The sequence below is a fragment of the Proteus sp. STS61-E genome (genome assembly GCF_040932335.1).
Lineage (GTDB): Bacteria > Pseudomonadota > Gammaproteobacteria > Enterobacterales > Enterobacteriaceae > Proteus > Proteus mirabilis_B.
Map to the genome: position 1 here is coordinate 323,269 of NZ_JBFQGE010000001.1, position 19,094 is coordinate 342,362.

General features: G+C 38.7%; 24 protein-coding genes. 7 read left to right on the top strand and 17 right to left on the bottom strand.

Going from position 1 to position 19,094, the window contains the following annotated elements; all coding sequences use genetic code 11:
- Nucleotides 1–40: 40 nt before the first annotated feature.
- The 15 genes from AB4J89_RS01560 to fliF all read right to left on the bottom strand — a co-directional run bounded on the left by AB4J89_RS01560 (nt 41) and on the right by fliF (nt 12,267).
- Complete coding sequence (locus tag AB4J89_RS01560) at nt 41–418, bottom strand: hypothetical protein (protein WP_088495225.1); 378 nt, start codon at nt 416–418, stop codon at nt 41–43.
- Between the two features lie 58 nt (nt 419–476).
- Nucleotides 477–1,073: a hypothetical protein gene (locus AB4J89_RS01565; RefSeq protein WP_368467854.1), complete on the bottom strand. Its 597-nt coding sequence runs from the start codon at nt 1,071–1,073 to the stop codon at nt 477–479.
- Between the two features lie 113 nt (nt 1,074–1,186).
- Nucleotides 1,187–1,969: a flagellar biosynthetic protein FliR gene (gene fliR, locus AB4J89_RS01570; RefSeq protein WP_088495227.1), complete on the bottom strand. Its 783-nt coding sequence runs from the start codon at nt 1,967–1,969 to the stop codon at nt 1,187–1,189.
- A 5-nt stretch (nt 1,970–1,974) separates the two neighbouring features.
- Nucleotides 1,975–2,244: a flagellar biosynthesis protein FliQ gene (gene fliQ / locus AB4J89_RS01575; RefSeq protein ID WP_069367481.1), complete on the bottom strand. Its 270-nt coding sequence runs from the start codon at nt 2,242–2,244 to the stop codon at nt 1,975–1,977.
- 15 nt (nt 2,245–2,259) lie between these two features.
- A complete protein-coding gene (gene fliP, locus AB4J89_RS01580; RefSeq protein WP_023581828.1) occupies nt 2,260–3,030 on the bottom strand; it encodes a flagellar type III secretion system pore protein FliP in 771 nt (256 codons plus the stop codon).
- Nucleotides 3,030–3,476 (bottom strand): flagellar biosynthetic protein FliO, encoded by a 447-nt coding sequence (fliO, locus tag AB4J89_RS01585; protein WP_023581829.1) that lies wholly within the window; start codon nt 3,474–3,476, stop codon nt 3,030–3,032. The genes fliP and fliO overlap by 1 nt, the downstream gene beginning before the upstream one ends.
- A 3-nt stretch (nt 3,477–3,479) precedes the next feature.
- On the bottom strand, nt 3,480–3,890 hold the full coding sequence (fliN, locus tag AB4J89_RS01590) for a flagellar motor switch protein FliN (protein ID WP_023581830.1): 411 nt from the start codon (nt 3,888–3,890) through the stop codon (nt 3,480–3,482).
- Nucleotides 3,883–4,911, bottom strand: a complete 1,029-nt coding sequence (gene fliM / locus AB4J89_RS01595; RefSeq protein ID WP_088495228.1) for a flagellar motor switch protein FliM — start codon at nt 4,909–4,911, stop codon at nt 3,883–3,885. Before fliM ends, fliN begins: the two co-directional genes overlap by 8 nt.
- Before the next feature lie 5 nt (nt 4,912–4,916).
- Nucleotides 4,917–5,399, bottom strand: a complete 483-nt coding sequence (fliL, locus tag AB4J89_RS01600; RefSeq protein ID WP_006533151.1) for a flagellar basal body-associated protein FliL — start codon at nt 5,397–5,399, stop codon at nt 4,917–4,919.
- A 177-nt stretch (nt 5,400–5,576) separates the two neighbouring features.
- The gene (locus tag AB4J89_RS01605) at nt 5,577–6,977 is read right to left on the bottom strand and encodes a flagellar hook-length control protein FliK (RefSeq protein ID WP_156733627.1); all 1,401 of its coding nucleotides are present in this window, start codon (nt 6,975–6,977) and stop codon (nt 5,577–5,579) included.
- Nucleotides 6,977–7,423, bottom strand: a complete 447-nt coding sequence (gene fliJ / locus AB4J89_RS01610) for a flagellar export protein FliJ (RefSeq protein ID WP_006533149.1) — start codon at nt 7,421–7,423, stop codon at nt 6,977–6,979. The genes AB4J89_RS01605 and fliJ overlap by 1 nt, the downstream gene beginning before the upstream one ends.
- A gap of 36 nt (nt 7,424–7,459) precedes the next feature.
- Complete coding sequence (fliI, locus tag AB4J89_RS01615; RefSeq protein WP_088495230.1) at nt 7,460–8,827, bottom strand: flagellar protein export ATPase FliI; 1,368 nt, start codon at nt 8,825–8,827, stop codon at nt 7,460–7,462.
- A complete protein-coding gene (gene fliH, locus AB4J89_RS01620; RefSeq protein WP_368467860.1) occupies nt 8,827–9,546 on the bottom strand; it encodes a flagellar assembly protein FliH in 720 nt (239 codons plus the stop codon). Before fliH ends, fliI begins: the two co-directional genes overlap by 1 nt.
- On the bottom strand, nt 9,539–10,537 hold the full coding sequence (fliG, locus tag AB4J89_RS01625) for a flagellar motor switch protein FliG (RefSeq protein WP_023581835.1): 999 nt from the start codon (nt 10,535–10,537) through the stop codon (nt 9,539–9,541). The genes fliH and fliG overlap by 8 nt, the downstream gene beginning before the upstream one ends.
- Nucleotides 10,534–12,267 (bottom strand): flagellar basal-body MS-ring/collar protein FliF, encoded by a 1,734-nt coding sequence (fliF, locus tag AB4J89_RS01630; RefSeq protein ID WP_088495231.1) that lies wholly within the window; start codon nt 12,265–12,267, stop codon nt 10,534–10,536. Before fliF ends, fliG begins: the two co-directional genes overlap by 4 nt.
- A 276-nt stretch (nt 12,268–12,543) precedes the next feature.
- On the opposite strand from fliF, the gene fliE reads away from it, so the two are divergent.
- Nucleotides 12,544–12,855, top strand: coding sequence for a flagellar hook-basal body complex protein FliE (fliE, locus tag AB4J89_RS01635; RefSeq protein WP_072068509.1), 312 nt, complete (start codon nt 12,544–12,546; stop codon nt 12,853–12,855).
- Between the two features lie 484 nt (nt 12,856–13,339).
- Here the strand turns inward: fliE and AB4J89_RS01640 are convergent, their stop codons facing one another.
- The gene (locus AB4J89_RS01640) at nt 13,340–13,966 is read right to left on the bottom strand and encodes a hypothetical protein (protein ID WP_368467863.1); all 627 of its coding nucleotides are present in this window, start codon (nt 13,964–13,966) and stop codon (nt 13,340–13,342) included.
- A gap of 222 nt (nt 13,967–14,188) precedes the next feature.
- The gene (locus AB4J89_RS01645) at nt 14,189–14,839 is read right to left on the bottom strand and encodes a hypothetical protein (protein ID WP_368467865.1); all 651 of its coding nucleotides are present in this window, start codon (nt 14,837–14,839) and stop codon (nt 14,189–14,191) included.
- 249 nt (nt 14,840–15,088) lie between these two features.
- On the opposite strand from AB4J89_RS01645, the gene AB4J89_RS01650 reads away from it, so the two are divergent.
- From AB4J89_RS01650 to AB4J89_RS01675, 6 genes are all read left to right on the top strand, one after another.
- A complete protein-coding gene (locus AB4J89_RS01650; RefSeq protein ID WP_201161568.1) occupies nt 15,089–15,259 on the top strand; it encodes a DUF2933 domain-containing protein in 171 nt (56 codons plus the stop codon).
- Nucleotides 15,260–15,617: 358 nt separating this feature from the next.
- Nucleotides 15,618–16,493 carry a hypothetical protein gene (locus AB4J89_RS01655; RefSeq protein ID WP_368467867.1) on the top strand — a complete coding sequence of 292 codons (876 nt, stop codon included), beginning with the start codon at nt 15,618–15,620 and terminating at the stop codon, nt 16,491–16,493.
- Nucleotides 16,494–16,662: 169 nt separating this feature from the next.
- A complete protein-coding gene (locus AB4J89_RS01660) occupies nt 16,663–17,001 on the top strand; it encodes a GlpM family protein (RefSeq protein ID WP_368467869.1) in 339 nt (112 codons plus the stop codon).
- 54 nt (nt 17,002–17,055) lie between these two features.
- Complete coding sequence (locus AB4J89_RS01665; protein ID WP_088495235.1) at nt 17,056–17,286, top strand: DUF6500 family protein; 231 nt, start codon at nt 17,056–17,058, stop codon at nt 17,284–17,286.
- A gap of 104 nt (nt 17,287–17,390) precedes the next feature.
- Nucleotides 17,391–17,606: a hypothetical protein gene (locus tag AB4J89_RS01670; protein WP_006533140.1), complete on the top strand. Its 216-nt coding sequence runs from the start codon at nt 17,391–17,393 to the stop codon at nt 17,604–17,606.
- Between the two features lie 354 nt (nt 17,607–17,960).
- Nucleotides 17,961–19,094 (top strand): hypothetical protein, encoded by a 1,134-nt coding sequence (locus AB4J89_RS01675; RefSeq protein ID WP_368467872.1) that lies wholly within the window; start codon nt 17,961–17,963, stop codon nt 19,092–19,094.

Here is a 19,094-nt window from a genome sequence, read left to right on the forward strand (position 1 = left end):
TTTGATATCACCCCTGATATTTATTTATCAGGGGATTTTTTTATTTAATGTAAGCACCAGCCATAACATTATGTTTTTTTTCTAGCTGAGTATCTGCATTCCAGTTAGGGCGATTAGAATTTTGTTTAACTGATTCAGTTATTTTTTGCTTAATTTTACTAGGTGTAATATTGCGTAATTGAGCCACTAAAATATATTTTCTTGCCGCACTTTCAATCGTTTTTTTTGCCGACTCTGTTAAGGCAATACCATTATCTTCACTCTTTTGTAAGTTAGCTTTGATCATGAAATCAAGTATTTCTTCATATTCGCTTTGGATTGATGCTTGATGCATAACGGTTAATAGTTGTTCGTGTGGAGATGTGTCTGAGCTTTTATTTTTATAGTGCTTAGTTTTGGATGATTTATTTATATTCATATCGCCTCCTAACTTACATTCTTACTATTCCTGTATATCTTAATTGATTAATAATCGTTCAGCCAGCCCGAGTGTTTAATATTTTGCTCATAAGTTTTGCTCGTGGTTTATTGTTTCTTTTTTGTCGTGCTTTATCCGTTGAAGTTAGTTCATATCCTTGAGCCATATATTGAGCTATAAGCCCTTTGGCTGGGCGGCTGATACAGACTTGTTGAATGTTGTATTCGGAAGCAAAACTTTCAGCAATAATTAATGCAATAGGCAATATATAGCCTGAGAGAGGGTGTTCATTAGGATTACCTTCCAAATAACGTAATGTTACATTTAATCGTTTTTTAGAACGCTTTGCTAGCATCAATCCACATAAAATATCACAACATCGAATGGTAATATCAATTCTTTTAGTTTGACGAGAACGAGTATGAGACCAATCAAACTCTATCCAATCACGTTTATTAGATTTTCGCCAATTATTAATAACTTCCTGTGAATCTTCATAATAAATGCGATCTAATTTTATTTCACTTACAGGAAGAATATGACCAAAATTAGTTGTAATGGTAATTATTGCATTATTAATAGCTAAAGCTCGTATTAATTCATGTTCTAATTTCTTATTATCTAGGTCTATATCGTTATGGTATGTATTATTCAAAGCTATATTTCCCTATTAAGAAAACTCAACTAGACTAATCTTAAAGAAAAATGCCTTTCAATGCATTAGTTTTATTTATGCATTATACGAGAATAGGTAAGTCGATTTAAATCTCAAGAAACCAACTGTTGTAATATTAAAGTGATGCGATTAAACGTATCGCTAAAGACGCGCTCTGTAAATACAGGTAATGCAGGCATAATCATAGATAATGCTAACATACCGATAGTCAGCGTAAGAGGGAAACCAACCACAAAGACAGAAAGCTGTGGTGTCATACGGTTTAGAATACCTAATGAAAGGTTAAGTACCAAAAGTAGGGTGATTAATGGCATGGCTAGCATCATACCGTTAATAAAGATTGTGCCGCCACTTTGAACTAAAGTAAGAATACCTAAAGAGTTAAAGGTCTGATTTCCAATAGGAACAACATAGAATGTATCAACTAATATAGACAATAGCCATAAATGACCATCAAAGACCATAAACAACAGCATTGTTAGCATGTTAAAGATACGTGCCAAAATAGGCATGTTAGGGCCACCTGATGGATCGACGAAGGTGGCGAATGAAAGCCCCATCTGTAAACCAATCACTTCACCGGCATGGCGAACAGAAGCGAACGCCAACTGCATCGATAACCCTAGAATTGTGCCAATCAAAATTTGTTGCAATAGCACCCAAAAGGCAATAAGCGAGAATAAAGGCACATTACTTTGGGGTAAGCCCGGTGCAACTAATGCGGTAATCAAAAAGGCGAGTGCAATGCGAAATTTTTTAGGTGTTTGTCTTTCACTAAATAGCGGTGCAGTGCTAAAAAGGGCGAGTATACGCACAAATGGCCAGAAAAAATCACTAATGTAGCCGTTAAGCATTTCACTGGTCAGGGTTATCATTGCTATTAACCAATCATCCCAGGAATGCCAGTAAATAAGTTATGCATATAATCGACCAGTAAACTTAACATCCAAGGGCCAGCAACTAAAATCGCCGCTAATACAGCAAGAATTTTCGGGATAAACGATAATGTCATTTCGTTTATCTGTGTTGCGGCTTGGAGCATACTGATCACAAGACCCGTCACCAGAGCGGACAATAAAAGAGGGCCTGCTAGTGATAAAGCGATTTTCATCGCTTCAGTACCTAGTGCTAAGACGGATTCTGGTGTCATGGGGTTACCTCTGCGCTAATTGAAAAAGCTTTGTGCAAGCGAGCCTAATATTAATTGCCAACCATCGACTAAAACAAACAGCATAAGTTTAAATGGCAACGAAACTGTGGCAGGTGGCACCATCATCATACCTAGCGCCATCAACACACTGGCAACAACTAAGTCGATAATAAGAAAAGGAATAAAAATCATAAAACCGATCTGGAAGGCGGTTTTTAGCTCACTCGTAATATAAGCGGGCACCAAAATACGCATTGGTACACTTTCGCGAGTTTCAAACGCAGGTGCATCGGCAAGGCGAGCAAATAGAGCTAAGTCAGTTTCACGAGTTTGTTGCATCATAAACTGGCGTAAAGGTTTAGAGCCATTTTCTAAGGCTTGCTCAAAGGTAATTTGATCTTCAGTAAATGGCATATAGGCATCTTGATAAATTTTATCAAAAACCGGTGCCATAATGAAAAAGGTCATAAATAACGCCAAACCAAGAACGACTTGGTTTGGTGGTGCAGAAGGTGTACCTAAAGCATTACGTAATAATCCAAGGACAATAATAATGCGGGTAAAACTCGTCATCATCAGCAAAACAGCAGGAATAAACCCTAAAGCTGTAATGAAGATTAATGTTTGAACTGGCAATGACCAACTTTGGCCACCACCCGGTAAAGGCTGTGTAATAACGCCCGGAAATTGGGCAAACGCACTGCTAGGTAACAAGATTAAAACCAGCACACTAGCGAAGAGACGCCAACGCTTTAATGCGTTAAAAAAAGTGACACACTGATGCATTATGAGTTGCCTTTATCTCGCTTTAGCGTTTTTTGTAATATTTGAGTAAACAATGGCGATGTTGGTGATGAGGTCGCTTCCTGCGAGGCTTTATCAGGGACGGGTAATTTATGCAACAGATTTACCTGTGATGCAGTTACCCCTAATACGAGCCATTCCTGTTCAATTTCAACAACCACCACACGTTCTTTCGCACCTAATGAACAACTTGCTTTGACGCTAAGTTGTGCTGTTGTTCCTTTAAATGAACCACGGGTAAAGCCAAAACGGCGAAATAACCACATAGCAACAATAATAAGAACGATGATGCCTGCAAGTGCCGTGCTAACTTGAGCAAGGCTTTGACCCACAGGCAACGGTTGTGTAGGTGTTTGAACAGTTTGTGTTGTAGCGGGTGCGGTAGTATTTACCGCACCTTGGCTGGAAAAGGAAGGAAGCTGTTCCATAGATTAACGGCTCAGACGGCGCATACGTTCTGATGGTGTAATGATATCGGTAATGCGAATACCGTATTTATCAGAAACAACCACAACTTCACCTTGAGCGATTAAATAGCCATTGATAAGAATATCAAGAGGCTCACCAGCTAAACCATCCAGTGAAACGACAGAACCTTGTGACAGGCTAAGTAATTTTTTAATGGTCATTTTGGTGCGACCTAACTCTACTGTTAATTTGACTGGAATATCCATAATCAAATTGATGTCAGAGAGATGATTCAGCGCATCGTCTTCAGGTAAAAGATGTTCAAATAGATCGGAACTATTATCCTGGCTTTTCCCAGTTTGCTGTTCCATTGCATCAGCCCACATATCCTCAGCCGATTGTGAATTATCAGTTGGGCGATTTGCATCACTCATTGGTTTGTTCCTCATCCAGAGCGTTTAAAACAGGGTTAATTAGGTGTTCAACACGAAGGGCATATTGCCCATTTACTGTACCGTATTGGCTTGTTAATACGGGCACACCATCAACATGTGCAATCAATCTTTCTGGTTTATCAATCGGGATAACATCCCCTTCTTTAAGTGTTAACACTTTTGATAAACGCAGTGGGATGTCAGTAAAGTTTGCGACCAGTTCAAGCTCTGAATGCTGAACTTGGTTGACTAAACTATCTAACCAAACCCCATCTTCTTGACGAACATTTTCAATTGGTGGATTGATCAGTCGTTCACGTAATGGTTCAATCATGGCAAATGGGATACAAATACTAAATTCCCCAACCATTGAGCCAATTTCTACTTGAAAAGGTGTCGTAACAACAATGTCATTCGGTGATGAGGTGATATTGGTAAATTTCACCTGCATTTCAGAACGAACATATTCCACCTGAATTTTGAATATGGAATCCCAAGCATCACGGTAGGCATCAAGTGCCAGTTTCAACATTTTGTTGATGATCCGCTGCTCTGTGTTGGTAAATTCACGTCCTTCCACAGGGATTGGAAAACGGCCATCACCACCAAACAGGTTATCTACCGCGATATAAACCAGATTTGGTTCAAAGGTAAATAATGCTGTCCCTCGTAACGGTTTTAAATGCACCAAGTTAAGATTCGTTGGCACAGGTAAGTTACGAGCAAAGTCGTGATAAGGGTGAATTTTAACGCCACCAACAGTAATATCAGGACTCCGACGGAGCATGTTAAACAGCCCCATACGGAATTGACGTGCAAAGCGTTCGTTAATAATTTCTAACGACTGTAAACGTTCTCGAACCACACGACGTTGCGTGTTGGGGTCATAAGGCTGAATATCCGGTTCATTCGGATCCTTCGCTATCGCAGGTTCCCTGTTCGCGCTTTTGGCGTCGTCACCTGATGTATCATCATTCAGCAGAGCATCAATCTCTGCCTGTGAAAGGATATTATCGCTCATAATGATTATCGCAGAATAAACGTGGTAAACAGTACATCGGAGAGGATCTGTTCAGATTCTCCCGGTACGAGAGTCGGTCTCAGCGTTTCTTTTACATCCGTCATTAGCTGGAGTTTTCCATTGTCTGTCGCGAGCTTATTAGCCTGTTGACGAGAAAGCAGTAATAACAAGCGGCTACGAACCTCAGGTAAATAATCATGTAGACGCTTACGAGTGTCTTCATTATGCAATCTTAATGTGATCCCTATGTAGAGCACTCTGTCTAAGTGTTCTTCGTCATCAATTAGATTTACCGTAAAGGGTTCTAATGACATAAAAACGGGTGCTGGTATAACTTTTTGCTGACTAGTGCCCGCTGAACCTGATTTAGCATGCTTCAATGCCCACCAACTATATCCACCGAATGCCGCTGCAATAATGGCGATCACCAATAATACGATGATCAGAATTAAGCTATAGCTTTTACGTTCATTGCTGTAATTAGACATGGACAGTTAAATTCCTGTTTTGTAGTGGATACGTGTTCACTGTTGTGGACTTCCATATCCATCTAAATCAACCTTAATTATCCCGCTATTTCTGTTTTTTAATTGCAGAAACAGATAGGGAAAAAACCATTAACTCTTACGTTTATTGACATAGTGTGTCCTCCCAATACATTTGTATTAGGCGAAAATATCAACACCACCACGAGCAGATGCTAATTCTTGAGGCGTAAGGGTTATCTTTTGTAGTGCCGTTTCAGAGGCTAATTGCAGAGAATTACCCTCGCTTCCTTGATGATTATCGGCACCATCTCCACTAAATTGAGAGGAATCTGACATATTTTGTTGTTGCCAACTGTCATTAGTGTCGCTAGACACTTGACTCTGCGTGAGCTGGATCCCATTTTCAGAGAGAGCTTGACGCAATTGATGCATGGCATTTTCTAATACAGAACGAACTTGTCCGTTTTGTGACGCAAGGTGTAACTGCGCTTGCCCATCTTCTATTTTCATGCGGATATGCAATGAACCTAGCTCTTCAGGGTGTAAACGTAGCTCTGCCTTTTGTAAGCCATTACGGCTAAACATCACAATTTGTTGATTAAGTTGTTGTTGCCACTCTTGTGTTCCCACTTGTGCATTTAATACCTGTGTTGCCATTGGTGAAAATTGCATTTGTGGTTGTGCTGAAGAGTGAGCATGACCTGTAATACTTTGTGAAGCCAAAGAAGAGGTAGAAAGGGTGTTGTGAAGATCGGTTTCTACAACACGATTACCGGTCACCATTTGCTGAGCAACATTGTCTGCTAATTTTGCATTTGCAACTTGCTTATCGCCGTTTAGCAATGCATTCACTTTTTCTGCTGTTGGCGTTAAAAGTGTTGCGATGCTATCGACTTTTTTGGCAGAAGGCTTTTCTGTTTGATTAGCACCAACAAGTGTACTTTCTGTTGCTAATGTCGCTGTCTCTGGACGTAGCTGGGTTAACAAGGACTTTTCATCTGATTTTGATAGATTAAGCTTGTCGGTAAGGTTGAAGTCCGACATATCATTATCTTTTGAAATAGTACGTGCTAACGAGGCTAAACCTTCATCACGTTTAACTGATTGAGGCTGTTGTAATGCTTGAGCCAGTTGTTCTGAGGGAAGGGTAAGACGTTTTAATCCAGGTAGTCCTGCTAACTGAACGGGAAGTTCAGCGGCAAGCTCTTCTGCTGACATTAATAAAGAAGGGGTTTTATTTTCAACAATAGCCGCAAATTGTTCATTATCCGGCAAAGTAAGAGTCAATTGAGGTTTCTCAAGAGATGACTCTTCTATCACATTGGGTTCTGTGGTGACAGACGCAAGATGACTACCGTCTTCTTTTGTTTTGTCTTCATCAGAGTGTGAATGTGCTTTGTTTTCTTTCGTTGAAGGGTTTGTGATATTAGCTGTCTTTTTATCACTCTGTGCATTTTGAGGTTGAGAGCCCAAAAGCTGAGCAAATGTCGGGGCATTATCACCGGGCTGACTATTTGAAGCGGATGTCGTTCCCGGAGAGGCTGCAGCGACATCCATGGTCAGAAGCGTTATCTCCATCAAGTTGTTCTCCGTAAAGTACTACGCTGTGCGTACTCGTCCATTTGTTTCTGTTCAATACGATCAAGATGTCGCTTACGGCTATCTTCAGCGCGTTGCTCCAAAGTCTCAAATGCATTGAGTCGTTGCTGTTTTTCTCTCCATTGTTCAGTTGCAAGATCAAGCTGCGCCTGCCAATGTTGAAGTTGTTGTTTATGTTGTTCGATAGTCAATTCGAGCGTTTTGAGAAATTGTTGGTAGTTTTGCCACGATGCTGACGACATCCCCCCTAAATTCAACGTTTCATTTAGACGTACACGGTATTCATCCTGATACCCAATCAACATATTGAGTTGCTGTTCCATTTGTTGATGACTCTGCCGGACCTGAGCCAGTTGAATAGCGGCTTGTTCAGCCGCTGTCTGTGCCAGTTCTCTCAGTGTCACTAAAGGTGACTGCTCCCGCATTGGAACCCTCTTTACTTTCTCTGATTATGTTCAGAATTAGTTTACTGTGATCAGTTGATTAAGTTGCTCACATGCACTTTGATAACTGCATTGCTCTTGGATATCTTGTTGTAAGAACTTCGCGAGGGACGGATAAAGAGCAATCGCTTTATCAAGCATAGGATCACTGCCCGCAGCATAAGCACCTACGTTAATTAAATCGCGGTTACGTTGATAACTCGATAAAAGCTGTTTAAACACTTGCACACGACGATAATGTGTTTTATCAATCAGAGACGTCATTGCACGGCTAATAGATGCTTCGATATCGATAGCAGGGTAGTGCCCAGATTCTGCAAGAGAACGCGAAAGCACAATATGGCCATCTAAAATCGCACGTGCGGAGTCTGCAATTGGATCTTGCTGATCATCACCTTCCGTTAAAACAGTATAGAAAGCCGTGATAGAGCCACCACCATCAACACCATTTCCCGCACGTTCGACCAGCGCTGGCAATTTAGCGAAGACAGAAGGCGGATAGCCTTTGGTTGCAGGCGGTTCGCCTACGGCAAGGGCAATTTCACGTTGTGCCATACTGTAACGTGTAAGTGAATCCATAATCAGTAAGACGTGTTTTCCGCGATCACGAAAATCTTCGGCAATACGTGTTGCATAAGAAGCACCTTGCATACGAAGAAGTGGTGATACGTCAGCAGGTGCTGCTACAACCACAGAGCGCGCTAAGCCTTCAGTACCGAGAATATTTTCGATAAAGTCTTTAACTTCACGTCCACGTTCACCAATTAATCCAACAACAATCACATCAGCTTGAGTAAAACGCGCCATCATGCCTAATAGCACACTCTTACCCACACCAGAGCCTGCAAAAAGTCCCATACGTTGACCTCGACCCACCGTTAGCAGTGAGTTGATTGCACGCACGCCCACATCCAGTACATCGGTAATAGGAGTACGTTGTAATGGGTTGATAGGCGGAGTGATCAGTGGCGCACGATAGCCTGTATCTGGTGGTGGTAAACCATCTAAAGGATAACCAGAGCCATCTAAAACACGCCCTAACAGCGCATCCCCAAGAGGCAATTGGCGACCTTCATTTTCACCACCCGGAGTTGCCTGTGCATAAACACGGGCACCCGGAGTTAATCCCTCGACTTCCTGTAAAGGCATTAACAACATTTGGCTACCGTTGAACCCAACGACTTCACTTTCAACTTCTTCAACAGTTTTACCAATGGTACGTTCTATTAAACACGTAGAGCCAAGGGGCATAACAAGCCCCTTAGCTTCCATGACTAAACCTGTTGCTCTGGTTAAACGACCATATTGACGTACACGCGGAATTTTATTTAAACGCGCTTCTGCATCACTGAGTTTTTCTAACCAACGCCCCAATCTTGCTGTCATTACAACGCCTCCGGAGCAGCAAGACGACAAAGCTCATGCCAACGAGTTGCAATCGTGGCATCGAGATCACCATCATTTGTCACAACACGGCATCCACCAACATGAATACTGTTATCGGCAACCACTTTCCAACCATGAGCAGAAAGTGAATCACCCAGCTCTTTTTCAATCTGTGGAATATGTTTTGGGTTAACTCTTAACTGTGGGTTGTTTGAGAACATCTGTTCTTGTTGCAACATTAAGGTTATTTGCGCCAGTAATGCAGAACCATCACAAACAGCAGGCTGACCTAAAACTTCTTTTGCTGCTGTGAGGGCGATTTGCATTAAACGTGAAGCAATAACACTGTCTAACCCATTTAAAGAGTGCCTAAACTCAGACAACAATCCTTGCCATTCATTAATTAATGGTGATTGTTGAGCAATGCCTTGGCGAATACCTTCTTCAATACCTGATTGTAATCCAGCCTGATAGCCTTCCTGATAACCCTGGTTTTTCCCTGCCTCAAAGCCCTCAGCGTGGCCCAATTTCTGGGCCTTGTCTTTCATGTCATCAAGCATATTAATTTGCTCAAGAACTTTCTGTTGCTGAACGACTTCTTTTTCCTGTTTTTCGACTTCCTTTTCGTCTTCTGTCGTTTCCTCGACAGTTAATGCCCAATCAGTGAGTTCTTTTGGAACCCAAGGCTTCCAGTTAGTATCAGTATGTTTATCAGACATAGGTATCGTCTCCTCCATGAAGAACAACCTCTCCAGTCTCTGCTAATTTGCGTACCACAAGCAGAATTGCTTTCTGCTCTGCTTCCACTTGAGACATGCGAACAGGGCCGCGAGAACTCAAGTCATCACGCATGATCTCAGCAGCACGTTGCGACATATTGTTGAGGAAGTGATCGCGCAGCTCTTGATCGCATCCTTTCAATGCCACAACCAAGGAGTCGGATTCCACTTCCTGTAGAATGCGCTGGATAGAACGGTTGTCGATATCGATAAGGTTTTCGAACAGGAACATTTCGTCGATAATTTTTTGTGCCAATTCGCCGTCGTAATCGCGAACCGCAGTGATGACATTCTCTTCTTGCTGGCTCTTCATCAAGTTGATGATTTCAGCAGCAGTACGAACACCACCCATTTTACTGCGTTTGAGGTTTTGACCATCAAGCAGGTTATTCAGTACTTCAGTTAACTCTGCTAATGCGGACGGTTGAACACCACCAAATGTTGCGATACGTAACATCACGTCATTACGTAATTTCTCATCAAACAGGGCAAGAATATCTGCCGCTTGACCCCGTTTGAGGTGAACCAAGATAGTTGCGATAATCTGCGGATGTTCGTCGCGGATAATATCGGCAGCCATTTGTGGTTCCATAAAGTTAAGTGTCTCGATACCCGTTGTTGTTTCACGAGTTTCAGAGATCTCATCTAATAGATTATTCGCACGTTCTTCACCCAAGGCTTTAACCAGAACAGAGCGTAAATAATCGTTCGCATTGACGTTCAATGCTGCGTATTGAACTGCGTCTTCTTCAAAGCTAGCCATAACATCAATCAATTGCTGATTTGAGATATGACGCATTGATGACATTGCAATACTCAGCTGTTGAACTTCGCGTGTACTTAGATGTTTAAATACTTCCGCCGCTCGGTCTTCACCGAGTGTTAGTAACATAACGGCGCTTTTTTCGGTTCCAGTTAAGTTATTACTCATTGCTCTTTACTCATCCATTGACGAATTACCATTGCGACGACACGAGGATCTTTCTCTGCCATTTCACGGATACGTTGGCTCTGCAATTCGGCACTCACACGTTTACGTGCTTGTTTACGTCTTGCTTCGTCATCTAATTCTGCTTCATCAACATCATCTTTAACTTGTAGCTTGGTTTTCAGTACAGCTTTCTGTGCCGCAACTTCAGCTTCACGGCGTTTTTCAAGCTGTGGTTTCACCAGTTTGCGCCATAAGATCCATGCGATGATGACAAGTAATAACCAGCGACCTAAATCTAATGCTTTCGCCAGAATTTCTGGATTTTCCCATACCGGAACGGTGATCACTTTCTCTTCAACATCGTTGAACTGCGAGTTTACGACACTTAAAGAGTCACCACGTTCTTGGGAATAGCCCATCGCTTCACGAACAAGCCCTTCAATTTGCTGAATTTGTTCATCAGTTAGCGGAACAAGTTTAGTTTCAACAATAGGCTCTTCGCCTTCAGCCGCTTCTTTCTTATCTTCAACTGTTTTGTAGTTCACAATAACAGCGACAGAAAGACGCTCAACATTGCCTACTGGACGTTTGATATGGCGAATTCGGCGATCAACTTCATAGTTGGTTGTTTCATCTAAACGGCTATTGCTGTTTGGATTACGCGTTAATGTGCGATTCGTACCTGTACCTGTTGCATTGGCATCATCTGCTTTCTCACCTTCTTGCGCTTTTGGTGCTTCAATAGGCGCTTGAGGTGGAGCAACAGGCTGATTGGATAATGCACCAGGAACACCGCCAGCTAACATGCCACCATTTTGCTCACTTTGGCTCAACTGTTTTGAACGTACCGCGGCTTGGTTTGGTGGTTGGTTTGGTTTGTACTCTTCCGCTGTTTCTTCGGTATGAGAGAAATCAACTTGAGCCGTCACCTGTGCATGAACATTTCCACGACCTACAATTGGGCCTAATAACGTTTCAATGCGTTGCTGGTAACGATTTTCTAGCTCTTGAACATATTTCAGTTGGGTAGAGTTAAGGTCACGACCCATTGCATCAGGTTGTGTCAATAATTTACCGCTTTGATCAACGATGGTCACACTGCTGTCAGGCATACCTGCAACACTGCTCGCAACGATATGCACGATGGCATTAATTTGACCTTCATCCAGTGCTCTACCCTGTAAAAGACCCACCGTAACGGATGCAGAAGGGGATTTCTGTTCACGAACAAAAAGAGATGGCTTTGGTAGTGCTAAATGAACACGAGCATTTTGTACAGGACCTAATGTCTCGATAGTGCGAGCAAGCTCACCTTCAAGTGCACGTTGATAGTTAATCTGTTCACTAAATTGGCTGATCCCGAACTTTTCTTTATCTAACAGTTCAAAACCGGCAGCACCGCCTTTTGGAAGTCCCGCTTGCGCGAGTTTCAGGCGTAATTCATGAACCTGATTGTCAGGCACCATAATCGCCGCGCCATTTTGTGACAAGCGATAAGGTACATTCATCTGTGTTAACTGTGTGACAATTTCGCCACCGTCTTTATCGCTAAGATTACTATAAAGCACTTTATAATCAGGGCTTTGTAACCATAAAAATGCAGCAACAAAAATGGCAATAGCCGCCGAACCCGCAATAATGAGCGGAATTTTCGGATCGGCTTTTATCCGGTTAATAATGGCGTTAAAACCCTTATTCTGGTTCACAACGTCGGTTTTTTCGGCATTCATAGACAATCCTTGCCTTGTAGTTCGGGATGAATACTAAAAGCGTGGCGTAACAAAACAGACTCCCCTTACGCAAATAAATAAACCTACTCTCAGGTGTCTCATTATTGGCCTTTTGCGTTTCATTTAATGGCGTAATTAGCCCTTAACTTTTGCGTTAATTACTCGCTTTGGAATGAAGCCCCTGTGTTAGGGTATAACTCGGTAAGCGTGTTGGTTCACTTCCTTACTATGACATTGATTCAGTAATTGAATTAGATGATTAACGCAGAGGTTTATATGTCAATTCCAGCTATTGAAAGTGTTCTGGATAAAATGCAAATCCAGACTTTGCAAGCATCCAATATTGCGAAACCCCAGCCAGTACAAGCAGGATTTGCAACTCAGCTTGTTCAAGCCGTGGGTAAAATTAATGAAACTCGAATGAATGCAACCAACAAAGTTCAGGCGTTTACCTTAGGTACACCGGGTGTTGAATTAAACGATGTGATGGTGGATATGCAAAAATCCAGTATCTCACTACAAATGGGCGTACAAGTGCGCAATAAGCTGGTAGCCGCTTATCAAGAAATCATGAGCATGCAGGTGTAGTACCTTATCATTTGATAAAGGTGACTTTTCTTTTATATAGCTATTCTTTTATATAGCTATAAAGAAACACCTAATCAAAACAGAATGGGGCATCTTGCTCAATATCATTGAATGGATGATATAAGTTCTTGAATGTAATTAAACATTCGAATACTTATACTATTGTCTGTTATTTATGGTGATGAGTGCCCCTATTTGTGCACAAAGGATAAACACATCATTTTATTGATGTGCGCTTTTGCTCATCTATATTAAAGCAATTCACTCTTTTATCTCTCTTTCTATTTCAAACGAATAAAAAGTGTTTATTAAATAAGCGATTCAATTTTTTATTCTATGGAACAGCAATAATATGAATAATATTAGATATGGCTGGTTTAATTAAGAACTAGCCATATCTTTGTATATTCAATAAAAAATCTATACTAGATTTTCTTTTAAAGTAAGCACAATCCTTTATCATTCGACTTTTCAAGTTTTAGCTTCAATCAGTTTCTAATGATGCATTACATTGTTTTCTGATCTCTTTGATATTTCTTGATAAATCGTCACTGTACATTTCAGGATAAAAGAAGTAACTCACGGAAATATCATAATTTCCTTCTTCATTTTTCTTGTATTGAACTTTCTGATCCTGGTTTATGGTATCTCTAGAACTAAAATAAGCACGTTGAATATTATTTGCATCATAAGTAAGAAATTCACCATTGCTGGTAGTAACTACTTTTTTATATTGGCTATATTGAGAATCAAGACTTTTGATAATATTATTATCTTTAACTTTAAATTTATTTAAGTCATTTGTTTCATAGCTATAGACGACGCCATACAATCCTGTAAACTTTAATTCTTTGAATTTATTATAAAAATAAACCTTATAATTTCCTTCTTTTTTTCCATCAATAATTTCATCAAAGGTTATTGCCGTCATTGGACAGGTTGAGGGGTATTTATCGATAGGTTTTATTACGAAATTTGTTTTCTTCTGAAAATCATTAAATGACATTCCCCATGTTAATCCCAATGGAGCGGGTTCGTTATAAATAGCGGTTTCTGCACAAACGCTAAAACTAATTAAGGTCATACAGCCTATAATCATTTTCTTTTTCATAGTTATCTCATATTTATTACTATCTATGTGTAAAACCTAGATATAGGAAATCACATTGATTAATTATCTGTTATTACAGATTTTGACTACCCAATACATCTTAGATTCTTTATCTGCTTTATAAGCTTTCAACACACCAATGGACAATTTTTTTAACTGGTCAATAGCTGACATCTTAAGTAAAGATACTTATAAATAAACCTAACGATAATAGCCTGAAGTTCAGGGGGCACTAAGCAGAATAATATAAAGTGGTGCTACTAAAATAAGACTTATCGCTTGTAGTGGCATTACTGCGATTGTTTTTAATGTATCTGATGGCTTTAAATGTTTGGAATAATAATTAACGTTGGCAAAAACGGGTTTAGGTAAGGAATATTTTTCTAATAATTCATCTTTATTGGATAAATTAACCATCTCTCCATTAGCATAAAATTTTCCAATAATAAAAAATCTATTTTCATAATTAGGTATCTGATTTTTAATCATTTCATCATCATTATTAGACTGATAGTTGCTTCTATAAAAATGATAAGTACTAGCAAGATCATCGAGTTCATCTATAGTGAAATCTTTAGGATCTAAATAAATCATATAGCTACCGTTAACAACATTCCCCATTATTCCTAGGCTAGCACTAAAATAAATCACTTTTTCATTATATTTAGATGTGGCGAATTTTTTTAACGCAGTGATAGCCCCACCTTTAAAATGATAATTAGTAGAATCACTAACAATATATAAATTATCATTTTCGATAAGTGCTGATTTAACCTTAATGACATCTCCACTTTTGTTGCTATCAATTTGTGTATATGAAGAACAGGCATTAAGAAATAAGATCATCAATAATATTTTAAAAAATATTTTCATTGAAACCTCCATGTTAAATAAGTTTTTAAATCTTATTAGAGAGTTATAGTGAACAATACTTAAATATAATTAAAGTATAGCAAAGGGTGGATAAAGTTAAATTTTGCAAAGAGAATTATTGTGAAGAAGCTCAAATTAAGGTGCGGAAAGACAATTGACAAAAATACGGATTAAATAACAAATCCATACTAGACCTTCCTCTTAGTGTAAGCCCTATCATCTTTTTAAACGTGATTTAAGGAGATGATTATGTGGGAACTTCTAAGAGATAATTGGTTTATTTTGATGTTATTACTTTGTCCGTTAATGCACCTCTTTATGCATAAACATCATCATGGCGAAAACAGTTCACATGATTGTTGTAAGAATAAAGAAGAAACAACGGCAACAGAAAAAAAGAAAACACATTTAGATGCTTAAGAATGCGACTTTATATTGCTTTTGAGCTAAATAATGAGATTTAGCTCAATCCAACTTCTTGAGATGTGCATTAACTCTCCGATTTAACTGTGCCTTGATGAAACCGTAGTTACTAATCACTTTGAACATTTTTTATAAAGTTCTTCCATCAGATTTTTTTCGCTTTTTTCTGTTTTATTTTTTCTTTATTTGACTAATCGTGAATATGTTATGTGTTATTTACTTTTATCTGTTTGATTATATTGTCGTTATTTTATTTTCTGAAATTTAGCATAGAGGTTGTTATTTAGTAATTATACTGTATATTTAAACAGTGTTAAGTGTGTTAAATAATGGAAATGTAAATAAGGATATTACTATGACAACAGTAACTACAAATAAAGCGCTTGTTTTAAGCGGTGAAAGTAAAAATGCCATTTTAACGTTAGATGAGCAAATCGTTAATTGTATTGGTGAAGATGCCAAAATTATTCATACTGGCAAAAAAGCTAAGATTTATGATAATGAAGGCACTGAATATGACGAAGATAAAGGTACTATCAAGCACGGAAAAAATTCACTTTTTATTACTACAGGTGAAGAAAGTTTTGTCGAAGCTTCAAGTCAATCAGTAACTTTCTCGTCAGGGCAAAAAGCGGAGATTTCTCATGGCTATGATTCAGATGAAAATGGAACTCCGTTAGTAAAAAATACCATTGCTATTACAACAGGTAATGAAGCCATTATTTATAGTAATGCAGAAAATTCAGTTGGTATCTCAACGGGTGATCATACTTGGGTGCAAGATCTTGCGCAAGGAAGTATCGGTATAGCAACTGGAAATAACGCTAATGTTGTCTCTGAAGGAAATTTTAAAGCAGCTGCAATTTTTGGTGATCATTCCGGAATTAGTGGATTTGATGCAAGTTGTTCCGCTTTTGTAGGTGGGCAAAATTGTTCTGTTAATATTGGTCGTAATGGATTGTTGCTGTCTGAATTTCCTTTAGAAGCATTAAATGCGGGTGTCAATTCAGTCGTTGTGGTGGGTTGGCATGATGGTGAGCGTAAACGTTTCTCGACTTATTACCAAGGAACGGATTTTGAAGGTGATATTGAATGGGTTACAAAAGATCCTGAAACAGGGAAGAAAACAAAGCATTATAGAAGTAACACCTATAAAACGACAGAGTTGGGTGAATTAGTTTTACTGGAAACAAATGAAAGTGAACAAGATATTTCTTGGCAAAAAGACTAATATTTGCTTAAAGAAAATTTAAAACACTTTAAAGCTCAATAATGTTATTGGGCTTTTTCTACTGACCCGTATTTAATCATATTCTAAACCACAAAAAATAAAATTAGCTCACATACAAATATAAATAGGTATGATAGTAGTAAGGTTTTTATAACTTGATGAAAAAATAATGGGATTACTGGTTAAAGCGCTGATAGGTGCGTTTGTTGTGGTATTAATCGCTGTTTTATCGAAATCTCGCCATTACTATATTGCGGGATTGGTTCCGCTATTTCCCACTTTTGCGCTTATTGCACACTATATTGTTGGCTCTGAACGTTCTATTGAAGCGTTACGCACCACCATTATTTTTAGCCTGTGGGCTGTTATTCCTTATCTGGTTTATCTAATTTCACTTTATGTGATGATTAACTATGTAAAATTATTTACGGCACTGGCTACGGCAATGATTTGCTGGGTTATTGCTGCTTGGTTACTTATTCAATTATGGAACAAATTTCATGGATAGGGCCTTTGCTCTATCCTATTTATTGGCATGTTGAAAAATAAAAATAGAGAGAATATGAGAAAATCACTGCAACAAAAAATAATTCAAATATGTAATGATAAAATATCAGTCAAAGGAGAGGGCGTGGGATTATCTTTTTATGCTTTTTTTGCAAATAAAAATGACAACCCTGAATTATTAATGGAAGCTGCAACATGGTGGATTATGACACATAAATTGGATCACTTTGAAAAAGCAGTAAAAATAAAGAAAATGATCCAATCAGAAATGGATTGTGATGCTTAAAATGTCCTCTGTTGCTTTAATCTTTTTATAAAACAATTTTATTAAACTAAAAATTATTGATTATTATCACATTAAAGCGGGTCATAAACGGCTATGGTAATTACATGATTAATAACGTAAACGGTGATGATATGGAATATTGGTTTATTGCGTATAAAGTGCGTTCCAGAAATGGTGATACCTACGCCGGACATAAAATTGTAGAAACAGAAAGTGGGATCACACCCCATATTGCGTTAGATAAAGCATGTCAGGAAGTTGCCGAAGGGGCACAAGCTGATATTCCTGCGGTGAGAGTAGTTGCTTTTAATCGTTTATAAGACATTCTACCTAATAGAAAATCCTGCATTTAATTAATGTGGGATTTTTTTTATTTTAAATTTAAAAATTGGTTATTTAATGCACTATATTTATAAGCTGATTTACTAATAGAGATAATAAAAAATAAAGAGTTTATTTATATTATTTAATTACATTGATCTGATAGAGTTTTTTCATTTCTTTTACTCAAATAAAATTCAATTATGTGATCTCAGCTCTACTAATTTACTTTTAATAATTGAATAAAAAAAGGCTTATGGTTAATGTGCTGGTGGGCTAAGGAATAGCTCAATACAAGGAAATAAAAATCATCATTGTGATTTTTAAGTTATTAATAAAAGGAAATTTAAACTATGACAGTATTAACCGTTTATTTATGTGGTACCGGCTCTAACTCATTTGATAATAATAATCCGACCTTTTGGCAAGGCGAATTAGTTTCCACTTTAGCGCAAAACAACCAAGGACGAGAGTTTGCACAGTGGTTTATTGTTGATGGCCCAGGTAGTGGCAATCTGCAAGAAGATGATTTATGGGTTGAAAGCCCTAATTACTCTGATATCAAAGGTTCACTATTTGGTAGTGGTTGGGAAGAAAATGTTAATCATGCACTTTGCTTAATGAAAGGTAACTTTGATTGGCAACGTGAAAAATTGACAGAAGAGCAGTATAACCAACTGAAAAAAGCCGGCATTCCTATTGAAGATGTCAAAGTAACAGGCTCTTTTTTATGGCGTAAATATGACTATGGCGATCGTCAAGTCACTCAACAACAACTTCAGCAGCAAATTATTCGTATCTTCCGTAAAGATGGCATTATTCCAACACAAGTTAACTTAGTGGGTTGGAGTCGTGGTGGTATTACTTGCCATATGTTAGCGAATGCAATGTTGGCAGACTCTGAATTAAAAGATATTCCTGTGAATATTTTTGCGATTGATCCTGTTCCAGGTCCACTGAATTTCCAACCTGAAAAAGTGACGCTTGGTAAAAACGTCAAAGAATATGTCGGATTTTATGCAAAAGATGAGCGCTCTAAAGGATTTACATGCGTGATCCCAACCGTTGCTGCTGATACTAAAATGCATATTTTCCCTATTTCAGGACGTCATGCCACATTAGTTGGTAATGCTTCTATTGATGGTAGTGAAGGTGAAAACGCATTATATGCACCAGGTTTAGTGGTTCGTCATTTTGCAGAAGTTTGTTTAACTCGTTGGGGTTGTGATTTAGCCAATAAATTAGCTTTAACGGATGCACAAATTACGGGCTATCACACCGATATTGCTAATGATGCAGATAAATATACAGCAATGCGTCGTAAAACTTATTCTATCCATGAAAGTACGGGTAAAGACGAGCGTAAAGTATCATTAGGCAAAGAGGGCAAAGCATTTTCTGAGATCGTTGGCGTACAATATAATCCATCAGTAGGCTTAACAGCGGATTATTTATCAAACCAGCAACTCTATGATGTGATTAAATAA